The 22,167-nt window shown below is 70.4% G+C and carries 19 protein-coding genes; 5 read left to right on the forward strand and 14 right to left on the reverse strand.

Translation table 11 applies throughout. From position 1 onward, the window contains the following. Window positions 1-180 precede the first annotated feature (180 nt). From aceE to NRF20_RS32235, 5 genes are all read right to left on the reverse strand, one after another. Window positions 181-2,850, reverse strand: coding sequence for a pyruvate dehydrogenase (acetyl-transferring), homodimeric type (gene aceE, locus NRF20_RS32215; RefSeq protein ID WP_413753768.1), 2,670 nt, complete (start codon window positions 2,848-2,850; stop codon window positions 181-183). Window positions 2,851-3,107: 257 nt separating this feature from the next. Next, on the reverse strand, window positions 3,108-3,731 hold the full coding sequence (locus tag NRF20_RS32220) for a GntR family transcriptional regulator (RefSeq protein WP_413753769.1): 624 nt from the start codon (window positions 3,729-3,731) through the stop codon (window positions 3,108-3,110). A 136-nt stretch (window positions 3,732-3,867) separates the two neighbouring features. After that, window positions 3,868-5,664, reverse strand: coding sequence for a 2-oxoglutarate dehydrogenase, E2 component, dihydrolipoamide succinyltransferase (gene sucB, locus NRF20_RS32225; protein ID WP_413753770.1), 1,797 nt, complete (start codon window positions 5,662-5,664; stop codon window positions 3,868-3,870). A 61-nt stretch (window positions 5,665-5,725) separates the two neighbouring features. Beyond that, window positions 5,726-7,114, reverse strand: a complete 1,389-nt coding sequence (gene lpdA / locus NRF20_RS32230; RefSeq protein WP_398629711.1) for a dihydrolipoyl dehydrogenase — start codon at window positions 7,112-7,114, stop codon at window positions 5,726-5,728. Window positions 7,115-7,497: 383 nt separating this feature from the next. After that, window positions 7,498-9,054: a leucyl aminopeptidase gene (locus NRF20_RS32235; RefSeq protein ID WP_398629710.1), complete on the reverse strand. Its 1,557-nt coding sequence runs from the start codon at window positions 9,052-9,054 to the stop codon at window positions 7,498-7,500. 247 nt (window positions 9,055-9,301) lie between these two features. On the opposite strand from NRF20_RS32235, the gene NRF20_RS32240 reads away from it, so the two are divergent. Beyond that, window positions 9,302-10,132: an endo alpha-1,4 polygalactosaminidase gene (locus NRF20_RS32240; protein WP_398629709.1), complete on the forward strand. Its 831-nt coding sequence runs from the start codon at window positions 9,302-9,304 to the stop codon at window positions 10,130-10,132. Here the strand turns inward: NRF20_RS32240 and NRF20_RS32245 are convergent. Further along, complete coding sequence (locus NRF20_RS32245; RefSeq protein WP_398629708.1) at window positions 10,129-10,908, reverse strand: adenosylcobinamide-GDP ribazoletransferase; 780 nt, start codon at window positions 10,906-10,908, stop codon at window positions 10,129-10,131. The genes NRF20_RS32240 and NRF20_RS32245 overlap by 4 nt on opposite strands. A gap of 88 nt (window positions 10,909-10,996) precedes the next feature. On the opposite strand from NRF20_RS32245, the gene NRF20_RS32250 reads away from it, so the two are divergent. After that, window positions 10,997-11,758 carry a hypothetical protein gene (locus NRF20_RS32250; protein WP_398629707.1) on the forward strand — a complete coding sequence of 254 codons (762 nt, stop codon included), beginning with the start codon at window positions 10,997-10,999 and terminating at the stop codon, window positions 11,756-11,758. On the opposite strand, the gene NRF20_RS32255 is transcribed toward NRF20_RS32250, so the two are convergent. The 5 genes from NRF20_RS32255 to NRF20_RS32275 form a co-directional block, all read right to left on the reverse strand. After that, complete coding sequence (locus tag NRF20_RS32255; RefSeq protein WP_398629706.1) at window positions 11,701-12,435, reverse strand: hypothetical protein; 735 nt, start codon at window positions 12,433-12,435, stop codon at window positions 11,701-11,703. The two genes, NRF20_RS32250 and NRF20_RS32255, sit on opposite strands and share 58 nt — an antisense overlap. Then, window positions 12,432-14,237 carry a phosphatidylglycerol lysyltransferase domain-containing protein gene (locus NRF20_RS32260; protein ID WP_398629705.1) on the reverse strand — a complete coding sequence of 602 codons (1,806 nt, stop codon included), beginning with the start codon at window positions 14,235-14,237 and terminating at the stop codon, window positions 12,432-12,434. The genes NRF20_RS32255 and NRF20_RS32260 overlap by 4 nt, the downstream gene beginning before the upstream one ends. 84 nt (window positions 14,238-14,321) lie before the next feature. Further along, window positions 14,322-15,434, reverse strand: a complete 1,113-nt coding sequence (gene cobT / locus NRF20_RS32265) for a nicotinate-nucleotide--dimethylbenzimidazole phosphoribosyltransferase (protein ID WP_398629704.1) — start codon at window positions 15,432-15,434, stop codon at window positions 14,322-14,324. Between the two features lie 95 nt (window positions 15,435-15,529). After that, window positions 15,530-16,369 (reverse strand): class I SAM-dependent methyltransferase, encoded by an 840-nt coding sequence (locus NRF20_RS32270; RefSeq protein WP_398629703.1) that lies wholly within the window; start codon window positions 16,367-16,369, stop codon window positions 15,530-15,532. A gap of 69 nt (window positions 16,370-16,438) precedes the next feature. Next, the gene (locus NRF20_RS32275) at window positions 16,439-17,641 is read right to left on the reverse strand and encodes a bifunctional adenosylcobinamide kinase/adenosylcobinamide-phosphate guanylyltransferase (RefSeq protein ID WP_413753771.1); all 1,203 of its coding nucleotides are present in this window, start codon (window positions 17,639-17,641) and stop codon (window positions 16,439-16,441) included. A gap of 128 nt (window positions 17,642-17,769) precedes the next feature. Between NRF20_RS32275 and NRF20_RS32280 the strand changes: the two genes are divergently transcribed. Further along, entirely contained in the window at window positions 17,770-17,979 is a 210-nt protein-coding gene (locus tag NRF20_RS32280) for a hypothetical protein (protein WP_093893560.1), read from the forward strand. A 158-nt stretch (window positions 17,980-18,137) separates the two neighbouring features. On the opposite strand, the gene NRF20_RS32285 is transcribed toward NRF20_RS32280, so the two are convergent. The 3 genes from NRF20_RS32285 to NRF20_RS32295 all read right to left on the reverse strand — a co-directional run bounded on the left by NRF20_RS32285 (window position 18,138) and on the right by NRF20_RS32295 (window position 20,749). Further along, window positions 18,138-19,214 carry a S1C family serine protease gene (locus NRF20_RS32285; protein ID WP_398629701.1) on the reverse strand — a complete coding sequence of 359 codons (1,077 nt, stop codon included), beginning with the start codon at window positions 19,212-19,214 and terminating at the stop codon, window positions 18,138-18,140. Window positions 19,215-19,307: 93 nt separating this feature from the next. Next, window positions 19,308-20,042, reverse strand: a complete 735-nt coding sequence (locus NRF20_RS32290) for a class I SAM-dependent methyltransferase (protein ID WP_398629747.1) — start codon at window positions 20,040-20,042, stop codon at window positions 19,308-19,310. Window positions 20,043-20,149: 107 nt separating this feature from the next. Further along, complete coding sequence (locus tag NRF20_RS32295) at window positions 20,150-20,749, reverse strand: DUF3043 domain-containing protein (RefSeq protein ID WP_266361879.1); 600 nt, start codon at window positions 20,747-20,749, stop codon at window positions 20,150-20,152. 296 nt (window positions 20,750-21,045) lie between these two features. Between NRF20_RS32295 and NRF20_RS32300 the strand changes: the two genes are divergently transcribed. Next, complete coding sequence (locus NRF20_RS32300) at window positions 21,046-21,828, forward strand: PspA/IM30 family protein (protein ID WP_093893567.1); 783 nt, start codon at window positions 21,046-21,048, stop codon at window positions 21,826-21,828. Between the two features lie 9 nt (window positions 21,829-21,837). Beyond that, complete coding sequence (gene pspAA / locus NRF20_RS32305) at window positions 21,838-22,116, forward strand: PspA-associated protein PspAA (RefSeq protein WP_266361880.1); 279 nt, start codon at window positions 21,838-21,840, stop codon at window positions 22,114-22,116. The last annotated feature ends 51 nt before the right edge of the window (window positions 22,117-22,167 follow it).

A 22,167-nucleotide genomic window follows, 5' to 3' on the forward strand; every position in this document is an offset into this window, starting at 1 on the left:
CCGCGGTGTGCGGGCCCCGGCCCGCAGGCCCGGGGGTGGCCTCGATCGCCGGCCGGGCTCAAAAGATGTCCTCGATCGCCGGGCGGGCTTGATTTCCGAGCCCGCCCGGCGATCGAGGACAGAGCCTCCGCCCGACCGGGGGCGAGGCGGCAGCCGGGCGTACCCGGCCGCCTTCACGCGTCAGAGCCCGTACCGCTCCCGGGCCTCCTTGACCGCGGACGCGGTCACCTCGCCGCGGCGGGCCAGCTGGGCCAGGGCCGCGACCGTGATCGACTGGGCGTCGACACCGAAGTGGCGGCGGGCCGCATCACGGGTGTCGGAGAGCCCGAAGCCGTCCGTGCCGAGGGAGGACCAGTCCTGCTCCACCCACTGGCTGATCTGGTCCGGGACCTGCCGCATCCAGTCGCTGACCGCGAGGACCGGACCCGGTGCGCCCTCCAGCGCCTGGGTCACGTACGGCACCCGCTGCTCACCGTGGAGCAGCGCCTCGTCGCACTCCAGCGCCTCACGGCGCAGCTCGCCCCACGAGGTGGCGGACCAGACGTCGGCCGTCACACCCCAGTCGGCGGACAGCAGCTCCTGGGCCTTCAGGGCCCAGTGGATCGCCGTACCGGAGGCCAGCAGCTGGACGCGCGGCGCGTCCGCCGTCGCGGGCATGCCCTCCTTGAAGCGGTACAGGCCCTTGACGATGCCCTCCTCGACGCCCTCCGGCATCGCGGGCTGCGGCTTCGGCTCGTTGTAGACCGTCAGGTAGTAGAAGACGTTCTCGGCCTCGGGGCCGTACATCCGGCGCAGACCGTCCTTGACGATCACCGCGATCTCGTACGCGAACGCCGGGTCGTAGTTGAGCGACGCGGGGTTCGTGGACGCGATCAGGTGCGAATGGCCGTCCGCGTGCTGGAGGCCCTCGCCGGTCAGCGTCGTCCGGCCGGCCGTGGCGCCGACGATGAAGCCCTTGCCGAGCTGGTCGGCGAGCTGCCACATCTGGTCGCCGGTCCGCTGCCAGCCGAACATCGAGTAGAAGATGTAGAAAGGAATCATCGTCTCGCCGTGCGTCGCGTACGACGTCGACGCGGCGATGAAGTCGGCCATGGCCCCGGCCTCGGTGATCCCCTCGTTGAGGATCTGGCCGTCCTTGGCCTCCTTGTAGTACATCAGCTGGTCGCGGTCGACCGGCTCGTACGTCTGGCCCAGCGGCGAGTAGATGCCGGCCGACGGGAACAGCGACTCCATACCGAAGGTACGCGCCTCGTCCGGGACGATCGGCACCCAGCGCCTACCGGTCTCCTTGTCCCGCATCAGGTCCTTGACCAGGCGCACGAAGGCCATGGTGGTGGCCATCTCCTGCTTGCCGGACCCCTTCTTGAGTGCGGCGAACGCCCGCTCCTCGGGCTCGGGAAGCGCCACCGCGTGCACCCGGCGGGCCGGCGCGGGACCGCCCAGTGCCGCACGGCGTTCCTGGAGGTAGCGGACCTCGGGGGAGTCGGTGCCCGGGTGACCGTAAGGCACCACACCGTCGGCGAAGGCGCTGTCCGGGATCGGGAGTCCGAGCAGCTCGCGCATGCCCTTGAACTCGTCGATCGTCAGCTTCTTCATCTGGTGATTGGCGTTCTTGGACTCGAAGCCCTTGCCGAGCGTGTAGCCCTTCACCGTCTGCGCGAGGATCACGGTCGGCGCGCCCTTGTGCTCGACGGCCGCCTTGTACGCCGCGTACACCTTGCGGGCCTCGTGGCCGCCGCGCGAGGTGTAGAAGCACTCGGCGATCTTCGCGTCGGTGAGCAGCTTCGCCAGCTCGGCGAGCGCCGGCTCGGCGCCGAAGAAGTGCTCACGGATGTACGCGACGTCGCGGGTGGCGTACGTCTGGAACTGCGCGTCCGGGACCTCCCGGAGCCGGCGGACCAGCGCACCGGTGGTGTCCAGCTGGAACAGCTCGTCCCAGGCGTTGCCCCAGAGCGTCTTGATGACGTTCCAGCCGGCGCCGCGGAACGCGCCCTCCAGCTCCTGGACCACGCGGAAGTTGGCGCGGACCGGGCCGTCGAGGCGCTGCAGGTTGCAGTTGATGACGAAGGTCAGGTTGTCGAGCCGCTCACGGGCCGCGAGGGCGAGGGCGGCGGTCGACTCGGGCTCGTCCATCTCGCCGTCGCCGAGGAAGGCCCAGACGTGCGAGTTCGACGTGTCCTTGATGTTGCGGTTGGCCAGGTAGCGGTTGAAGCGCGCCTGGTAGATCGCCGAGAGCGGGCCGAGGCCCATCGACACGGTGGGGAACTCCCACAGCCAGGGCAGCCGCCGCGGGTGCGGGTAGGACGGCAGACCGTCGCCGCCTGCCTCCTGGCGGAAGTTGTCGAGCTGCTGCTCGCTGAGCCGGCCGTCGAGGAAGGCGCGGGCGTAGATGCCGGGGGAGGCGTGGCCCTGTATGTAGAGCTGGTCGCCGGAGCCGTCCCCCTCCTTGCCGCGGAAGAAGTGGTTGAAGCCGGTCTCGTACAGCCAGGCGGCCGAGGCGAAGGTGGCGATGTGGCCGCCGACGCCGTACCGGGCGCCGCGGGTGACCATCGCGGCCGCGTTCCAGCGGTTCCAGGCGGTGATCTTGGACTCCATCTCCAGGTCGCCGTCGAACGCGGGCTCGGCGGCGGTCGGGATGGAGTTGACGTAATCGGTCTCCAGCAGCTTGGGCAGCGCGAGACCGGCGCCCTCGGCGTGCTGGAGCGAGCGGCGCATCAGGTACGCGGCGCGGTGCGGGCCCGCGGCCCTGGTGACGGCGTCCAGGGAGGCCGCCCATTCGGCGGTCTCCTCGGGGTCACGGTCCGGGAGCTGGTCGAGCTCGCTCGGAAGCTTTCCTACGGGGTCGGTCATGATCGCCGCCTTCCGGAGTGGAGGGGGGTGGAGAAAGGCCCTGGCTGGCAGGACAGGGCGATGGGGCCGGTGGGCCCGCGGAGTGAACTGTAAGTCGCCGATCGATGATCGATCAAAGGATGAAGGGCAAAACTTCTCGATATGAAGAAAGTGGCATTCGGTGTCGCGAAACAGGGCACGGAGTGACGGGATTTATTACATAAAAGGGGCGCTCGCCTGCACAGGTGAGCGCCCTTCACGACAGATGTGTATGCCCCTCAGGCGCGCGGTGCGCAGCCGAGCACATGCGCCTTGACCAGCACGCCGATGTCCGGGTCCTGCCGCAGGAACGCCTCGATGAGCGCCTCGTGCTCCTCCGCGTACGACTTCTGGACCGTGCCCAGCCACCGGATCGACAGGGCGGTGAACACCTCGATGCCCAGCCCCTCCCAGGTGTGCAGCAGCACGGCGTTCCCGGCGGCCCGCACCATCTCGCGGTGGAACCCCACGGTGTGCCGCACCTGCGCCTCACCGTCGGCCAGTCGGTCCGCCTCGTAGAGCGCCGTCACATGCGGCGCGAGGCGCGAGCAGTCCTCGCCGAGGGCCGGAGCCGCCAGCTCGGCCGCGATCTGCTCCAGGCCGGCCCGCACCGGATAGCTCTCCTCCAGATCGGCCGCGGTGAGATTGCGGACCCGTACGCCCTTGTTGGGGGCCGACTCGATCAGCCGGAGCGTCTCCAGCTCCCGCAGCGCCTCGCGCACGGGCGTCTGGCTGACCTCCAGCTCGGTGGCGATCCGGCGCTCCACGATCCGCTCGCCCGGCTTCCATCGCCCGCTGACGATCCCGTCCACGATGTGCTCGCGGATCTGTTCGCGCAGCGAGTGGACGACGGGCGGGGTCATGAGGGGCTCCTTCGGGGCGAACCGGTGCTGTCGGCTGCCGGGGCGACCGGTGGTGTCTAGACAATACGGCGGCGCCCCCGCCCGGAAGTGATCCGGACGGGGGCGCCGCTGGTGAGGCTGGTTACAACCGTGGTGCTCAGAGGCCGAGCTCGACCTCGAACTCACCGGCCTCCAGGATCGCCTTGACCGCGGTCAGGTAACGGGCGGCGTCCGCGCCGTCCACCAGACGGTGGTCGTAGGAGAGCGAGAGGTACGTCATGTCCCGCACCGCGATCGTCTCGCCGAGGTCCGGGTGGTCGATGACCACCGGGCGGCGGACCGTGGCACCGATGCCCAGGATGGCTGCCTGGTTCGGGGGCACGATGACGGTGTCGAACAGCGCACCGCGCGAGCCGGTGTTGCTGATGGTGAAGGTGGCGCCGGACATGTCGTCCGGCGTCAGGCCGCCACCGCGGGCCTTCCCGGCCAGCTCGGCGGTCTTCTTCGAGATGCCCGCGATGTTCAGGTCGCCCGCGCCCTTGATGACCGGGGTCATCAGACCCTTCTCGGCGTCCACGGCGATGCCGATGTTCTCCGAGTCGAAGTACGTGATGGTGCCCTCGTCCTCGTTGATCCGGGCGTTGATGACCGGGTGGGCCTTCAGCGCCTGGGCCGCCGCCTTCACGAAGAACGGCATCGGGGACAGCTTGACGCCCTCACGGGCGGCGAACGCGGCCTTCGCCTGGTTGCGCAGCTTCATCAGCTTCGTGATGTCGACCTCGACGACCGAGGTCAGCTGGGCCTGCGAGTGCAGTGCCTTCATCATGTTGTCGCCGATGACCTTGCGCATGCGGGTCATCTTGACCGTCTGACCGCGCAGCGGGGAGGCCTCCAGCTTCGGCGCCTTCGAGGCGGCATGGCCTCCGGCAGTCACAGCGGCGGCCGGAGCCGGGGCGGCAGCGGCGGCCCTGGCGGCCTCCGCGGCGGCGACGACGTCCTGCTTGCGGATACGGCCACCGACGCCGGTGCCCTTGACGGCGCTCAGGTCGACGCCGTTCTCGGCGGCGAGCTTGCGGACCAGCGGCGTGACGTACGCGCCCTCGTCGACGGGGGCCGTCGGGGCGACCGGAGCCGGAGCGGCCACGGGCGCCGGAGCGGCCGGGGCCACCGGTGCCGGAGCGGCGACCGGGGCGGCGGGCGCCACCGGTGCCGGAGCCGGCGCGGGGGCGGCCGGAGCGACCGGTGCCGGTGCGGGGGCAGCGGCGGCCGGAGCCGGGGCCGGGGCGGCGACGGGTGCCGGGGCGGCCGGAGCCGGGGCAGCCGCCGGAGCGGCACCGGCGGCACCGATGACGGCGAGCTTGGCGCCGACCTCGGCGGTCTCGTCCTCGGCGACGACGATCTCCAGCAGCACACCGGAAACCGGGGCCGGGATCTCGGTGTCGACCTTGTCCGTGGAGACCTCCAGGAGGGGCTCGTCCTCCGTGACCTCCTCGCCGACCTCCTTCAGCCAGCGGGTGACGGTGCCCTCGGTGACGCTCTCGCCGAGCGCCGGGAGGGTGACGTCGGTACCGGCGGCGCCACCGGCCGGTGCGGCGGCGGCCGGAGCCTCGGCCACGGGGGCCGGAGCAGCGGCAGCGGGGGCCTCGGCGACCGGCGCCGGGGCCGGGACGGCCGCGGGCTCGGCGGCCGGGGCCGCGGCGGCAGCGGGCGCACCCGTGCCGTCGTCGATGACGGCCAGCTCGGCGCCGACCTCGACGGTCTCGTCCTCGGCGACCTTGATGGCGGCGAGGATGCCGGCAGCGGGGGCCGGGATCTCGGTGTCGACCTTGTCGGTCGAAACCTCGAGCAACGGCTCGTCGGCCTCGACGCGCTCGCCCTCGGCCTTCAGCCAGCGGGTGACAGTGCCCTCGGTGACGCTCTCGCCGAGCGCCGGAAGGGTTACGGAAACCGACATGGTTTCAGTTGCTCCTTACGAAAGTGCGGAAGTGGGTCGGTCGTCGCGCCCGGTCGACTGATCAGTCGTGGGAGTGCAGGGGCTTGCCGGCCAGGGCCAGGTGGGCCTCGCCGAGCGCCTCGCTCTGGGTCGGGTGGGCGTGGATGAGCTGCGCGACCTCGGCGGGCAGCGCCTCCCAGTTGTAGATCAGCTGGGCCTCGCCGACCTGCTCGCCCATACGGTCACCGACCATGTGGACGCCGACCACGGCACCGTCCTTGACCTGGACGAGCTTGATCTCGCCCGCGGTCTTGAGGATCTTGCTCTTGCCGTTGCCCGCGAGGTTGTACTTCAGAGCGACGACCTTGTCCGCGCCGTAGAGCTCCTTGGCCTTGGCCTCGGTGATGCCCACGGAGGCGACCTCGGGGTGGCAGTACGTCACCCGCGGGACACCGTCGTAGTCGATCGGAACGGTCTTCAGACCGGCCAGCCGCTCCGCCACCAGGATGCCCTCGGCGAAGCCGACGTGCGCGAGCTGGAGCGTCGGGGCCAGGTCACCCACGGCCGAGATGGTGGGCACGTTGGTCTGCATGTACTCGTCGACGAGGACATAGCCGCGCTCCATCGCGACGCCGGCCTCCTCGTAGCCCAGACCCTGCGAGACCGGGCCGCGGCCGATGGCGACCAGCAGCACCTCGGCCTCGAAGGTCTTGCCGTCGGCGAGGGTCACACGGACGCCGTCCTGCGTGTACTCGGCGCTCTGGAAGAACGTACCGAGGTTGAACTTGATGCCGCGCTTGCGGAAGGCGCGCTCAAGAAGCTTCGAGCTGTTCTCGTCCTCGACCGGGACGAGGTGCTTCAGGCCCTCGATGATCGTGACGTCGGTGCCGAAGGACGTCCACGCCGAGGCGAACTCGACGCCGATGACGCCGCCGCCGAGCACGATCGCGGACTTCGGGACACGGTCCAGCTTCAGCGCGTGGTCCGAGGAGATGATGCGGTTGCCGTCGATCTCCAGGCCCGGCAGCGACTTCGGCACGGAGCCGGTCGCGAGCAGCACGTGGCGGCCCTGGACGCGCTGGCCGTTCACATCCACCGAGGTGGGGGAGGAGAGCCGCCCCTCACCCTCGATGTAGGTGACCTTGCGCGAGGCGATGAGACCCTGCAGACCCTTGTACAGGCCCGAGATCACGTCGTCCTTGTACTTGTGGACGGCCTTGATGTCGATGCCCTCGAAGGTGGCCTTGACACCGAACTGGTCGGCCTCGCGCGCCTGGTCGGCGATCTCGCCGGCGTGCAGCAGGGCCTTCGTGGGGATGCAGCCGTTGTGCAGGCAGGTACCGCCGACCTTGCCCTTCTCGATCAGAGCGACGTCCAGGCCCAGCTGCGCTCCGCGCAGGGCCGCGGCGTAACCGCCGCTACCACCGCCGAGGATCACTAGGTCGAAAACGGTGCTGGCGTCGTTCGCCACGTCACGTCCTCCATGCATGTGCGCCGTACGCCGGGCCCCGTCGCTGGGGGATGACCGGCCGGTCGGCTGGTGTTCGGCCGCTTTTGTTATTCGGCCCTGTGGTGGGGGCCCTGTCCTGCCGAGAACCCATCTTCGCACTTGTTGACGGTGGGCGGGACGCGGGGCCCGGGTCCGAGACGGACGATCATTCGTCTCGGGTGGTTACCGCTGCGTAGAAATAAAAAGAATAGGTGCGCAGCGCGGCCTTGGAAGGGTGGTGGTGGGAGACGGGAGGGCCTACTGATTTCGTTGAGAGCGAAACCTGTCGGATCCGTGCCGCGATGCCACCGGGGGAACACCTACGGCCCCGGACGTATGCCCGGGGCCGTACGTCGGCTGCGACCTCAGCCGAGGTCTCCGGCAGCGGTGCGCTCCGCCAGCTTCACCAGCGTGCGGATCGCGGAACCGGTGCCGCCCTTCGGCGTGTAGCCGTACGGCGCGCCCTCGTGGAAGGCCGGGCCCGCGATGTCCAGGTGCGCCCAGGCGATGTCCTCGCCCACGAACTCCTGCAGGAACAGACCGGCCACCAGGCCGCCGCCCATCCGCTCGCCCATGTTGGCGATGTCGGCGGTCGGGGAGTCCATGCCCTTGCGCAGGTCGGCGGGGAGCGGCATCGGCCAGGAGGCCTCGCCGACCTCCTCGGCGATCTCGTGGATGGAGGTACGGAAGGCGTCGTCGTTCGCCATGATGCCGAAGGTGCGGTTGCCCAGCGCCAGCACCATCGCACCGGTCAGGGTCGCCACGTCGACGATCGCGTCCGGGTTTTCCTCACAGGCGCGGGTCAGCGCGTCGGCGAGGACGAGCCGGCCCTCGGCGTCCGTGTTGAGGACCTCGACGGTCTTGCCGCTGTACATGTGCAGCACGTCACCGGGGCGGGTGGCGTTGCCGGACGGCATGTTCTCTGCGAGCGCCAGCCAGCCGGTGACATTGACCTGGAGGCCGAGACGGGCGACCGCGACGACGGCTGCGAACACGGCGGCGGCGCCGCTCATGTCGCACTTCATCGTCTCGTTGTGGCCGGCCGGCTTCAGCGAGATGCCGCCCGAGTCGTAGGTGATGCCCTTGCCGACCAGGGCCAGGGTCTTCTCCGCCTTCGGGTGCGTGTAGGCGAGCTTCACCAGACGCGGGCCGTGGGCCGAGCCCTGGCCGACGCCCAGCAGACCGCCGAAGCCGCCCTTGACGAGCGCCTTCTCGTCGAGGACCTGGACCTTGATGCCGTGCTCCTTGCCGGCGGCGGTGGCCACGGCGGCGAAGGACTCGGGGTACAGGTCGTTCGGCGGGGTGTTGATCAGGTCGCGGGCGCGGTTGATCTCCTCGACGACCGCGACGGCACGCTCGGCGGCCGCCTTGAACGCCTTGTCGCGCGGCTTGGTGCCGAGCAGGGCGACCTCGCCGAGCGGCAGCTTCGCGCCGTTGCCGTTCTTCTTGTTCTTGGGCGCCAGCTTGTTCTCGCCGCCCTGGTACGCGGTGAAGGCGTACGCACCGAGGAGCGCGCCCTCGGCGATCGCCTCGGCGTCCTCGGCGGACTCGATGGGCAGCGCGAAGCCGGCCTTCTTCGAACCGTTCAGGGCACGGGCGGCCGAGCCCGCGGCCCGGCGCAGCGCCTCGGTGTCGTACGCCGCGTCCTTCTCCGGGACGGAGCCGAGTCCGGCCGCGATGACGACCGGGACCTTGAGGCCGGCGGGCGCGGGGAGCTTGGTCACCTCGCCCTCGGCACCTGCGGCGCCCAGGGCCTTCAGGACGGAGGCGAGCTTTCCGTCGAACGCCTTGTCCACGGCCTCGGCGCCCGGTGCGAGGACCAGGTCCCCAGACTTGGATCCAGCGCCTTTGGCGACGCCGACGACGAGTGCGTCGGCGCGCAGCGTCGCCGCACCGGCAGTGCTGAGAGTGAGAGCAGTCACGGTGGTGAAATCTCGCTTCCGTTGAGTTCGTTGTCGGTCGAGGGGTGGGCCGACCGTGCCCGGCGCATCGTAGACGCCGCCGCAATGCGCCGGGAATGAGCCTACGCGCGCCTTTGCTGCGGGATCACGTCGGCGGCCCGTTGTGGCGTCGATGCCTCGCTTCCGGGCGGCCGGGTCGGGGCCGTGCGGTTGGAACGGGCCGTGGAAGTAGGGTCGTTGGTGGTGCCGGACCGACGGGGGGAGAGCCATGCGCGCCTGTGGGTCCGCACGCGTGACCTGGCCGGGACCGGCGCTGCCGGTCGCCGTACTGATTCTGCTGGCTCTGCTGGCCGGCTGCACCTCGGCACCGGAACCCGCCGGCACGGGCCGTTGGCGGCCGGAGCCGGGCATCGGCTGGCAGTGGCAGCTCTCCGGCCGGCTGGACCCCACGGTGGACGTCCCGGTGTACGACATCGACGGCTTCGAGCACAAGGCTTCGGCCGTCGCCGACCTGCACCGCCGGGGCCGCAAGGTGATCTGCTACCTCTCCACCGGTGCCTGGGAGGAGTTCCGCCCGGACGCCGGGAAGTTCCCCGCCTCGGTACGGGGAAAGAGCAACGGCTGGGCGGGGGAGCGGTGGCTCGACATCCGCCGCACGGACGTCCTGGAGCCGCTGATGGAGGCGCGGATCGCGATGTGCGCGAAGAAGGGTTTCGACGCGGTGGAGCCCGACAACATGGACGGCTACCGAAACCGCACGGGCTTCCCGCTGACCGCCGCCGACCAGTTGCGCTACAACCGGCTCATCGCCCGTATCGCCCACCGCCATGGACTGGCCGTCGGTCTGAAGAACGACCTCGGCCAGATCCCGGAGCTGGAGCCGGACTTCGACTTCGCGGTCAATGAGCAGTGCGCGCAGTACGGGGAGTGCGATGCCCTCACACCGTTCGTGAAGGCGGGCAAGGCCGTCTTCCATGTGGAGTACGAGCTGCCGGTCGCCCGGTTCTGCGCCGGGTCGAAGCGGCTCGGGCTCAGTTCGCTGCGCAAGAGGTACGAACTGGGCGTGTGGCGCCAGGAGTGCCCGAAGGGCCGCTCCTAACCGAGTGCCAGGGCCACCAGGGCCGCCGTCGCCGCCGTCTCGGCCAGTGCGCCGAATACATCGCCGGTCACGCCGCCGAAGCGTCGTACACAGTGCCGCAGCAGGAGTTGGGCGACGCCGAGGGCGGCCGCCGCGGCGAGGGCATGGTGCAGCGCCCCGTACCCGCCGAGGAGCGCGCCGGCACCAGCACAGGCCGCGACCGTGACGGCCCCGACCGCCACCGCGGCCCGGACCGTGACCGTTCCCGCCACCGCCGCACCCAGCCCTTCCGGACGGGCCGCCGGTACGCCCTCACGGGAAGCCAGGGTGAGCGCCAGCCGGGCGGTGACCGCGGCGACGGCCGCCGCCACCGCGCCGTGCGCCCAGCTCTGCCCATAGAGCTGGTGGAGAACCGCGACCTGGGTCAGCAGCACGAACAGCAGGGTGATCACGCCGAATGGCCCGATGTCCGACTGCTTCATGATCCGCAGGGCGTCGTCGGCGGGCTTGCCACTGCCCAGGCCGTCGGCGGTGTCCGCGAGACCGTCCAGATGCAGACCCCGGGTCAGCACCGCCGGCACGGCGGCGGAGGCGACCGCGGCCAGCAGCGGGCCGGAGCCGAGCAGCAGCAACAGACAGCCGGGCACAGCCGCGAGCAGCCCCACGACGAGACCGGCCGCCGGCGCGCACAGCATCCCGGCGCGGGCGGCCCGGCGGTCCCAGCGGGTGACGCGGACGGGGAGCACGGTCAGGGTGCCGAAGGCGAAGCGCAGGCCATGGCTGTTCAGGGAGGTCACGGCGCGCAGGCTAATCGGTGTGGCGGGCCGATAGATTGTGCAGAACACGGCAGATCGTGGCAAAAGCAACTTATCGGGAGTGGGTGGCATGGGTCACTGGTTCGAACAGAACATCGTCGAGCCGGGAAAGCTGCCGCTGCTCCTCGCCCTGGCCGCCTTCGTGCTCACCTTCGCCATCACCCGGGTCATCACGCGGATGATCCGGGCCGGGAAGGGCCCGTTCCGCAACATCACGCCCGGCGGAGTGCATGTCCACCATGTGGTGCCCGGTGTGGTGCTGAGCGTCATCGGTGGCTTCGGGGCGGTCGCCAGTGGCCGCCAGGGCGTCACCGCGGGGGTCTGTGCGGTGATCTTCGGCATGGGTGCGGGTCTGGTGCTGGACGAGTTCGCCCTGATCCTCCACCTCGACGATGTGTACTGGACCGAGGAGGGCCGCCAGAGCGTGGAGGTCGTGGTCCTCACCGCGGCGCTGGTGCTGCTGGTCCTGGCCGGTTTCTCACCGCTCGGCGTGAACGAGCTGAGCAGTGACCAGCAGCAGGACAGGCTCGGAGTCATCCTGACCCTGGTCGTCAACTTCTGCTTCGTGCTGATCGCCCTGTTCAAGGGCAAGGCGCGGCTCGCGGTCGTCGGCACCCTCGTCCCGTTCGTCGCGCTGATCGGGGCGATCCGGCTGGCCCGGCCGACCTCGATGTGGGCGAAGCGCTTCTACCGCAACCGTCACCGCGCCCGCGCCCGGGCGGTGCTGCGCGCCTACCACCACGATGTGCGCTGGGCGGGCCCGCGCCGCAGATTTCAGGACCTGATCGGCGGCGCACCGGACCGGGCTCCGGCCCCCGTACGCAAGCCCTGATCATGGCGGCGCGGATGCCGGTGCCGGTGCCGGGCAACCATGACGGCGCACAGCACGAGCACCGCGGCGATCGCCGCCAGATGCTCCTTGCCTGCCAGATTGTTCTTGAAGATCACCTCGACGGCCATCGCCACGACCACCAGCGCCCCGGTGAACCAGGCCCGGTAGGCGCAGCACACATAGACGGCGAGAGCGACCACCGCCGCCGACGGACCGGTGTCGACGACCCGGGCGTCGGAGGCGGGCAGTCCGAACAGCCCGTCAGGACCGAGCGCGACACCGATCCGCGCGTACAGCGTCCCGGCCAGCGTCGCGACGTACGCGATCAGCAGTGTGCGCCACCGGCCCAGACAGATCTCGGCGCTCCCGAACACCACCAGGATCTGCACCAGCGCCCCCCACACCGGCAGATCCAGCGCCGGGACGAACAGCGACAACGGGGTGCGCAGCAGGGCCTCCCACAACGGATCCTCGGCCCGCACCGCCCCGAACTCGTGTACCGCCCCGAAGCCCCACGACTGGTTCTGCACCGCATGGAGCAGCGCCGTCAGACAGACCGAAGCCAGCGTCATCGGGACAGCCCGCAGCCGGGAGGCGGCGAGCCCCGCGCGTACGGTCCCCGCGAGCGGACCCCACTCGCGGCGAGCCGCCCGGCCCAGCGCGCGTACGGGTCTCATCCACCGGCCCCGAGCTGCGAGCGGTGCATCCACTTGGGCAGACCGGGTGCCTCCAGGAACCCTTCGGCGCGGCCCGCGGCGAGGCCGATGCGCAGGAGGTCGGAGCTCTTCTCGAAGAGCATGAAGCGCGGCTCCCAGATCGGTCGGTACTTGGCGTTGGCGCGGTAGAGCGACTCGATCTGCCACCAGCGCGAGAAGAAGCTGAGCATGGAGCGCCACAGCCTCAGCACCGGTCCGGCGCCGAGCCGTGAACCCCGCTCGAAGACGGACCGGAACATCGCGAAGTTCAGTGAGACCTGGGTGATCCCGATCTCATCGGCACGCTGCAGGAGTTCGATGACCATGAACTCCATCAGGCCGTTCTCGGCGTCCCGGTCACGGCGCATCAGGTCCAGCGAGAGGCCGTTCGGTCCCCATGGCACAAAGCTCAGTAGGGCGCGCAACTCGCCGGGCCCGCCGCCCTCTTCGGTGGGCGAGTTACGACATTCGAGCATCACGCACTGTCCGTCTGCCGAATCGCCGAGCCGGCCCAGCGCCATCGAGAAACCGCGTTCGGTCGCCCCGTCGCGCCAGTCGTCGGCGCGCCGCACCAGTTCGGCCATCTCGTCGTCGGGGATGTCGGCGTGCCGGCGCACGGTCACTTCGTACCCGGCACGCCTGACCCGGTTGTACGCCTGGCGGACGGTCCGCATCGCGCGTCCTTCGAGGGTGAACTCGGCGGTCTCCACGATCGCCTCGTCGCCCAGCTCCAGGGCGTCGAGGCCGTGCCGCGCGTAGATGGTGCCGCCCTCCTCGCTCACGCCCATCACCGCCGGGATCCAGCCGTGCTCGCGGGCCTCGGCCAGCCATGGCTCGATCGCTCCGGGCCAGGCCTCCGGGTCGCCGATGGGATCACCGGAGGCGAGCGAGACCCCGCCGACCACCCGGTAGGCGACGGCGGCCTTCCCGGTCGGTGACCAGATGACGCTCTTCTCCCGGCGCAGCGCGAAGTAGCCGAGCGAGTCGCGGTCGCCGTGCTTGTCGAGCAGCGCTCGCAGCCGGGCCTCGTCCTGCGGGGTGATCGGGTCGACGGCCCGGCGGGCCCGGAACGCCGCGTACACGACGGCGATCAGCAGCAGCGTGGAGAGGATGTTGATGGTGACATTGACCCAGCCGGGCGTGGTGATTCCGGGGAAATCGACATCGTTGGCGGCGACCGAGACGAGCCGCAGGGCGCCGTAGCGCCAGCGGTCCAGGAAGGACGAGAGGTAGTCGTCGCGCGCGGTGTTGGTGAGGGTGACCAGGCCCGCGGCGATCAGCGAGGTGACCAGCAGCCCACCGACCGCGACGACGGCGGCCAGCTTCGGATTGGACCGGTCGCCCTTCGCGTAGAACTCGCGCCGGCCGAGGACGAGCGCGAGGACGAAAACGGCCGTCAGCGCCAGCGAGATCCAGTTCTGCGGGTACTGCCGGACCTCCGGGAACGGAATCACCAGGGCGAAGAGCAGCAGCAGAAGACTGCTCACCACCATGTTCACGATCCACGCGGCCCGTTTGCGGCGGCGCATGGTGACCGCGAGGAAGAGCGCGACCACCCCGGAGGAGAAGCCGGCGGTGAGCAGGTACGGGGTGAAGTAGTTCGCGGTGTTGTGACGGCGCAGATCGTTGCCGAGAGTGACCCAGACGGCGCTCAGGAAATTGATGAACGACACGACGCGCAGGTACCAGATGGCGAACGCGGCGCTGCGGCGTGACCGGACGGTGCTCGGTGGCCGGGTACTGCCCCGCCCGGATTCCTCGGTGGCCAATCGGACCTCTCCCATGAAAAGCGATCATATGGTGCATCGCGCTGCATGAGGGGACTGTGCTGCGGCCGGTGCTCGGCGGCCGCAGCTCTGCCGGGTCCGTCAGCCGTCGGTCGCGTCGCCGCCCGCGTCGCTTCCGTCGGCCTCTTCGTCGGCACCGTCCTTCTCGTCGGCGTCGGATGCACGCTCGGGCAGCTCCGCCGCCAGCGCGGCCGCGGCCCGAACAAGCGGAAGTGCGAGCAATGCCCCACTTCCTTCGCCCACGATGACGCCGTGGTCCAGCAACGGGTTGAGTGCCATCCGGTCCAGCGCCTTGGTCTGCGCCGGCTCGCCGCTCGCCTGACCCGCCAGCCACCAGTCCGGCGCCCGGAAGGCCGCCCGCTGACCCACCAGCGCACAGGCCGACGAGACCACACCGTCCAGAATGACCGGCAGCCTGCGCACCGCGCACTGCAGCAGGAACCCGGTCATCGCCGCGAGGTCCGCTCCGCCCACCGTGGCCAGCAGCTCCAGCTGATCACCGAGGACCGGCCTGGCCCGCCGCAGCGCGTCCCGGATCGCCGCACACTTGCGCATCCACGCCAGATCGTCGATCCCCGCACCGCCGCGCCCGGTGACCACCGAGGCGTCCGTACCGCACAGCGCCGCGATCAGCGTGGCCGCGGCCGTCGTACCGCCGACGCTCAGATCGCCGAGCACCACCAGATCGGTGCCCGAGTCGGCCTCCTCATCGGCGATCGCGATGCCGAGACGTACCGCCTGCTCGGCCTCCTCGGCCGTCAGCGCGTCCTCGATGTCGATCCGGCCGCTGCCACGCCGCACCCGGTGACGTACCACCGACTCGGGAAGCAGCTCGGGGTCGCAGTCCAGAGCGGCGTCGACGATCCGTACCGGTACCGAGAACTGGCGCGCCAGCACGGCGAGCGGAGTCGCACCCTCCAGCGTGGCCCGAACCAGCTCGTACGCACTACCGGCCGCGCGCCCGGAGACGCCCAGTTCGGCAACCCCGTGGTCACCGGCGAAGAGCACCACGCGCGGCTGCTCGATCGCCTTGACCGGTACGGACTGCTGGGCGGCCGAGAGCCATGCGCCCAGCTCGTCCAGGCGGCCGAGGGCGCCGGGGGGAACGACCAGGCGCTCCCGCCGTTCCTCGGCGTCGCGCCGTACGCCGCCGTCGGGGCGTTCGATCAGGTCGGAGAAGTCGTCCAGATTCACGGGGGTCTGCCTTGCGGGTCGATACGTGGAGTGGGCCGGTGAGCCCGGCGGCGGGCTCACTGCGGAACAGTACCCGCCACATTTCTGACACCGGGTCAGTGCGAGGTTCTGCCCCCGAACCGCAGCTGCGTCATTGCGGGCGTCAGGGTCCGCAGCCCCGGAAGCAGCGACTGGACCCGGATCAGCTCGCCCATCGCGCCCCGCCCCCGCGGCAGCCGCAGCGCCCGCACCTCGGTGATCCCCGGGTGCGCACTGCGCAGCTTGTGCCGCTCGCCGGGGTTCATCGCCCAGCGCATCGGCGGAATGGTCATCCCGCCGACCTTCGACGTGCCGGCCACCGCGCCCCTGGCCAGCCAGCGCGCCATCGTGTCCAGTACCAGGATGCCGCCGGGCAGCCGTTCGGCACAGGCCGCCAGGATCCTCCGTACCTCCTTGGGGGGCAGATACATCAGCAGACCCTGTGTCGTGACGACAACACCGCGGCCCTCCGGGTCCTCGATCTCGTCCAGCCAGGACAGATCGGTCGCCGAACGGGACAGGGTGCGCAGCCGGTCCGAGGCGGGCAGCAGCGCCCGGCGCAGTTCGGCGACCTCGGGCAGTTCCACACTCAGCCAGTTCAGCCGGCCGTCGTCGATCCTCCAGAAGCCGGTCTCCAGACCGTCGCCGAGGGCTACCACAGTGGCCTGCGGACGGTCGGCGAGATACCCCTGCACGGCCAGGTCGAAGCAGCGCGAGCGCAGCCCCTGGGCCTGTGAGTGGAACGCGTTCGGCCGCCCGAACCGTTCCTCGAAGGGGTAGTCCAGATCCTTCAGCAACCGGAGCGCCATCGGATCATCCAGCACGGGATAGGGCTGCCCCGCCTCGTACGCCCGGTTGTAGAGCGTCCACAACAAGGTCTCCGGAACCCCGTTCAGTATCGGTCGCACACGTGCCATGTCCGCTCCTCCTGTTCTCGCGTTCCGTTCCTGCGTCGTGTTCCTGCGTTCCGCGTTCCCGAGTCCCGGTCAGCCGCGCAGCGTCAGCACCTGTCCGGACACCACCAGCAGCACCTGTTCGCACTCGTCGGCGAACGCGGCGTTCAAGCGGCCCAGCTCGTCCCGGAACCGCCGCCCGGCAGCCGTCGCGGGCACCACGCCCGAGCCGGTCTCATTGGTCACGGCGACGACCGTGCGCCGCGTTCCGCGCACCGCGGCGACCAGCTCGGCGGTCCGCTCCCGCAACGCGCTCTCGCCGCCGTTCGCCCACGCCGCGTCGTCCCAGGCATCCACCCGGTCCATCGCATCCGTCAGCCACAGCGACAGACAGTCGATCAGCAGCGGCGGCCCGTCCGACTCCAGCAGCTCCACCAGCTCGCACGTCTCCTCGGTGCGCCAGGCGGCCGGCCTGCGGTCCCGGTGCAGCCCGATCCGGGCCGCCCACTCCGCGTCCCCTTCCCTGCCTCCACCGGTCGCCACGTACACCACCTCGGGGAACGTCTCCAGACGCCGCTCGGCCTCCACCGACTTCCCCGACCTGGCACCGCCCGTCACCAACGTGCGCCGCGGCACGTCCGGCGCCGAGTGGTACTCGCCCACCACCAGCGTCGTCCCGTCGGGCACGGCCCGCGCGCCGGCCGCCGCGAGCCGCCGGTCCAGCTCGGCGCCGGGCGGTGCGTCATGGTCCAGATGGACGGCGATGATCTCGGTGGTCGGCGCGATCGCCTCGACGGCCCGCAGCCGCGCCACCGCGTCCGGCCGCCCGACCACATCGCCGACCACCATGTCGTAGGGCTTTGCCACCCGGTCCGCGAGACCGGAGGGCGCGGCGCCCGGCGGCAGGTAGAGCAGCCGTGCGCCCTCCGGAGCCGTCACCTCGTAACCCGTCCCCGGCGCGTCCATCGGCACCGCCCTCACCCGGTGACCGCTGATCAGCGTCAGCTCCCGCCCGTCCGGCACCCGTCCCGCCGGAGGCAGTCCGGCGGGCAGCTCCACGGCGGGCCCGTCGTGCGGGTGGGTGAGCAGCACCTGCCGTACTCCGGTGAGCGAATGCCCCGCACGGGCTGCGGCGAACACGGCCCCCGGGGTGAGATCGAGCAGCAGCGCGTCGTCGACGAGCAGCGCGGTCGCGGCCCGCGAGCGCATACCGCGGGCGGTGGCGCAGGCGGCACAGGGACATTCGGGCCGCGGCAGCCCGTCGGGGGCTCCGGTGCCCAGCAGAGTCAGTTCCACGCCTCCGATCCTCCCGCGTCCGCGCAGCGGGTGCGCGACTTGGGGGGTGTCCGCGCGGGCGCAGAACCCGTTCCCGCACTGGTTGGAGGCACTAGGCTGCGGACAGCAAAGTGACCCAGGAGGCGGACATGGCGTGGACGTGGCGGTTCGAGAAGTCCGACGGTACGGAGACGGAGCCGGCCCTGCAGCCGGAGGAATTCACTACGCAGGGTGATGCGGAGTCCTGGATCGGTGAGTACTGGAAGGAACTCCTCGACGGCGGGGCGGACCAGGTGACGCTCTTCGACGACACGACAAAGATCTACGGCCCCATGAGCCTCCAGGCCGACCAGGGCTGATCCGCCCCGGTGCGTGAGCAGCCGTACGGGCCTGGACCTGTCTCCAAACCCGTACGGCTGACGATCGGGGTCGTACGGCGGCCATCAGGCCCGCACGACCCCGATCGGGCCTGTACGGCGACGCTCGGGCCTGTACGGCGACGCCCAGGGCAATACAGCTAGATCTCGCCCAGAGTGACCTGCGCCGTCTTCTCCGCCCCGTCGCGCAGATACGTCACCGTGACCTTCTCGCCCGGCTTGTCCGAGGCCAGTGCCTCCGACAGGGACGTGATCGTCGGGACCCGCACATCTGCGACCTTGGTGATGACATCGCCGACCCGCAGCCCCGCCTTGTCCGCGGCGCCGCCCTTCGTCACGCCGACCAGCGCCACCCCGACCGGACGGTAGGTGTCGTCGACGACCGTGCGTCCGGTGATGTTCAGCGCCGCCCGGCCCGAGTCGGTGACCTTGCCGCTCTTGATGATCTGATCGGCGATCGTCTTCACCATCGACACGGGGATCGCGAACCCGATCCCCGGTGCCGCACTGTCACCCATCTGCGGGTCGATCGCCCCCAGCGTCGGGATGCCGATCACCTCGCTGTTCAGATTGACCAGCGCACCGCCGCTGTTGCCCGGGTTGATCGCCGCCGAGGTCTGCACCATGTTCGCGATCGTCGCGCCCGTGCCACCGCCCGCGCGGCCTTCGCTGACGGTCCGGCCGAGCGCCGAGACGATGCCCTGGGTGACGCTGGAGGACAGCCCGAGCGGCGAGCCCATCGCCAGCACGATCTGTCCCACCTCGACCTTCTCCGAGTCCCCGAACTTCGCGGGCTTCAGCCCTTCCGGGACGCCGGCGAGCTTGATGACGGCCAGATCCTGTTCCGGATAGGCGGCGACCAGCGAGGCCCGCACCACCTTCTCGCCGGTGGCGACGGTGACCTTGAACGTCTTCTCGTTGCCGACCACATGGGCGTTGGTGACGATATGGCCCTCGGTGTCGTAGATGACGCCCGAGCCCAGGCTGTTGGAGGCTTCGATCTGCACGACCGACGGCAGGACGTTCTTGATCACGTCCTGGTATTCGTTCTGCAGATCGGCGACGGCCCGGGAAGCGGAGGCCGACGTGGTGGGTCGGGCCGTCGGAGAATCGGAGTTCGCGTCCGAGCAGCCGCTCACCAGGGCGGCTGCGCAGACACCTGCGGTCAGAGGCAGCAGCAGACGGCGTACACGGCTGCGGGAGTGGGATGCATCCATGTCCGAATTATTACTTTTGACCCTATTGGGGGCCTGTTGGGTTCGGCCGACCGGGTGCGCCGCCGGACAACTCCGGCGGCGCACCCGAAGGTTCTAGCCCCGCACTCCGCACAGATGAAGCAGCGCGGCCACCCGGCGGTACGGATCGGTCCGTCCGGCGCGGTCCTCCGCGGCCAGTACCCGCTCCAGTTCGTCGGCGGCCGGCAGTTCCACGTCGTTGCTCACGTTGTCCGTGAAGACGCGCACCCCGTACCAGGCGTGCAGGGGTGCCGCGATACCGGCGAGCGTGGCCGTCAGCGCGTCCAGCCGGTCGGCCCTCACCGCGAGCCCCAGCCGATTGGTGTACGCATCCGTGTCGAAGGCGGCCAGCGCCGCGTCCCAGTCCCCGGCGGCTCCGGGCCGCATCGCCAGCGCGTCGGCGTTCCGTACGAGCAGCGAGAGCAGTCCGCCCGGGGCCAGCATCCGGGCAAGTCCGGCCAGCATCGCGTCCGGCTCCCGGACATACATCAGCACGCCGTGGCAGAGCACCACGTCGAAGCTGCCGGGCAGGAAGTGCACCCCGGTGTCCAGGCCGTTGCCCTCGATGAGCCGGACCCGTTCACGGATGCCCGCGGGCTCGTTGCCGAGCGCCTCACGGGCCACCCGCAGCATCTCGGCGTCGGACTCCAGGCCCGTCACGCTGTGACCGGCCCTGGCCAGGCGCAGCGCCTGGGTGCCCTGGCCCATGCCGACGTCGAGGACGCGCAGCCGCTGCCCGACCGGGAAGCGGGCCGCGATCTGCTCGTCGATCTGCCGGGCGACGAGCTCCTGGCGGACGGTGTTGCGCAGCCCGCCGAGCCCTTTCAGCCACACCGAGGAGGCTCCCGAGAATCCGTTGACGGTGGCGGGGGCGGCGCCGGCGGACGGACCGCCGGCCGAGCCGGAGATATCCGTACTCAGGGCCGCTCTCCACGCTTGACCTGCGGCTTCGGTAGCCGGAGCCGACGCATCTGAAGCGTACGCATCAGACCGTAGGCGACCGCGCCACGCTTCGGCGTATCGGGGAAGCGCTCGTTCAGCTGCTTCTTCAGGCGGAACGCGAGCCCGATCGAGTCGAGGACGATCAGCACGATCACGATGAGCCAGAGCAGCAGCGAGATGGTCTGGATGTTCTGCACCTGGATCACGCTGAGGATCAGAATGATCACGGCGAGCGGCAGGAAGAACTCCGCGATGCAGAAACGCGAGTCCACGTAATCGCGGACGAAGCGCCGCACCGGGCCCTTGTCGCGAGCCGGCAGATAGCGCTCGTCGCCACTGGCGAGCGCCTCACGCTGCTTGGCCATGTCCACACGGCGCGCTTCGCGCTGCCGCTTCATGGCCTCCTTGCGGTCGAGCGGCGCGCCACTGGAGGCACGACGGCGCTGCGACTGGGCATCGCTGCGCTTGGGGGTGGGGCGACCTTTGGGGGCCTGCGGGTCGCGGGGCTGCTTGGAGAGGTCCGCCGTCACCTTGCCGGTGGGCGCCTTCTCTTCCTTCGAACGGCTACGGAACACAAGGCCCAAGGGTACGGGTTCGATCGCCGCTGCCCCAGGCCGGTCGGGAACGATCCGGCAACGGCCTGCGTCCTCGCAGGTGTTCCCATGGGTCTGCCGCGGACGTCCGGACCGGTTTCCCTGACCACCACCTACTCCCTGGGCCGGAGCGGTGACCGGGTGCAGTCGTCCTTGGGGAGGAGCACATCTGTGCTCGAACAGTGCGGTAATAGAGGCAGGGCCCGTACTGTGGGTTCTGTTGGAGTGCTGGAGCTCAGTCCGTCAGAAGGGGGCGCGCGAAGCCCATGAGCGGTGTCATGAAGCGTATGGGGATGATCTTCCGCGCGAAGGCAAACAAGGCCCTTGACCGGGCCGAGGATCCGCGCGAGACCCTCGATTACTCGTACCAGAAGCAGCTGGAGCTGCTTCAGAAGGTGCGCCGCGGCGTCGCCGATGTGGCGACCTCGCGCAAGCGGCTGGAGCTGCAGCTGAATCAGCTGCAGGGCCAGTCGTCCAAGCTGGAGGACCAGGGCCGCAAGGCGCTCGCGCTCGGCCGCGAGGACCTGGCCCGCGAGGCGCTGTCCCGGCGCGCCGCACTCCAGCAGCAGGTCACCGACCTGGAGACGCAGCACACCACGCTGCAGGGCGAGGAGGAGAAGCTCACTCTCGCGGCCCAGCGGCTGCAGGCCAAGGTCGATGCCTTCCGTACCAAGAAGGAGACCATCAAGGCCACCTACACCGCAGCCCAGGCGCAGACCCGGATCGGCGAGGCCTTCTCCGGGATCTCCGAGGAGATGGGCGATGTCGGCCTGGCGATCCAGCGTGCCGAGGACAAGACCCAGCAACTGCAGGCCCGGGCCGGTGCGATCGACGAGCTGCTCGCCTCCGGCGCCCTGGACGACCCGACCGGGACGGCGAAGGACGACATCGCCGCCGAGCTGGACCGGATCTCCGGTGGTACGGATGTGGAGCTGGAGCTGCAGCGCATGAAGGCCGAGCTGGCCGGCGGCTCCACCCAGCAGCAGGCGATCGAGGGCGGCCCGCAGGATGCGGCGCAGCAGCAGTCGTCGCAGTCCCCGCACAGGTTCGACAAGAGTTAAGGCAGCGTCATGATCGTACGGATCATGGGGGAGGGCCAGGTCGCACTGGCCGACAGTCATCTCGCCGAGCTCGACAAGCTCGACGATGAACTGCTCGCCGAGATGGAGAGCGGCGACGGCCCCGGCTTCCGCTCCACTCTCCACGCACTCCTCGCAAGGGTGCGCGAGTTCGGCACACCCTTGCCGGACGACTCCCTGGAGCCGTCCGAGCTGATCCTGCCGTCGTCCGACGCGACCCTTGAAGAGGTGCGCGCCATGCTCCGGGACGACGGTCTGATCCCCGGCTGACGCCGGGCGCACTCCAGCACCCGCACAAGTCCGTGCCCCGTGTCCGGTCCA

The organism is Streptomyces sp. R-74717 (assembly GCF_047305335.1).
In the GTDB taxonomy this organism is placed as follows: Bacteria; Actinomycetota; Actinomycetes; order Streptomycetales; family Streptomycetaceae; genus Streptomyces; species Streptomyces atratus.

Excerpts from the sequence above, each read along its gene's own strand:
- NRF20_RS32285 (WP_398629701.1), bottom strand. The coding sequence starts at position 19,214 with ATGGATGCATCCCACTCCCGCAGCCGTGTACGCCGTCTGCTGCTGCCT.
- NRF20_RS32220 (WP_413753769.1), bottom strand. The coding sequence starts at position 3,731 with ATGACCCCGCCCGTCGTCCACTCGCTGCGCGAACAGATCCGCGAGCAC.
- NRF20_RS32250 (WP_398629707.1), top strand. The coding sequence starts at position 10,997 with ATGGGTCACTGGTTCGAACAGAACATCGTCGAGCCGGGAAAGCTGCCG.
- sucB (WP_413753770.1), bottom strand. The coding sequence starts at position 5,664 with ATGTCGGTTTCCGTAACCCTTCCGGCGCTCGGCGAGAGCGTCACCGAG.
- pspAA (WP_266361880.1), top strand. The coding sequence starts at position 21,838 with ATGATCGTACGGATCATGGGGGAGGGCCAGGTCGCACTGGCCGACAGT.
- NRF20_RS32255 (WP_398629706.1), bottom strand. The coding sequence starts at position 12,435 with ATGAGACCCGTACGCGCGCTGGGCCGGGCGGCTCGCCGCGAGTGGGGT.
- aceE (WP_413753768.1), bottom strand. The coding sequence starts at position 2,850 with ATGACCGACCCCGTAGGAAAGCTTCCGAGCGAGCTCGACCAGCTCCCG.
- NRF20_RS32260 (WP_398629705.1), bottom strand. The coding sequence starts at position 14,237 with ATGGGAGAGGTCCGATTGGCCACCGAGGAATCCGGGCGGGGCAGTACC.
- NRF20_RS32240 (WP_398629709.1), top strand. The coding sequence starts at position 9,302 with ATGCGCGCCTGTGGGTCCGCACGCGTGACCTGGCCGGGACCGGCGCTG.
- NRF20_RS32270 (WP_398629703.1), bottom strand. The coding sequence starts at position 16,369 with ATGGCACGTGTGCGACCGATACTGAACGGGGTTCCGGAGACCTTGTTG.
- NRF20_RS32280 (WP_093893560.1), top strand. The coding sequence starts at position 17,770 with ATGGCGTGGACGTGGCGGTTCGAGAAGTCCGACGGTACGGAGACGGAG.
- NRF20_RS32300 (WP_093893567.1), top strand. The coding sequence starts at position 21,046 with ATGAAGCGTATGGGGATGATCTTCCGCGCGAAGGCAAACAAGGCCCTT.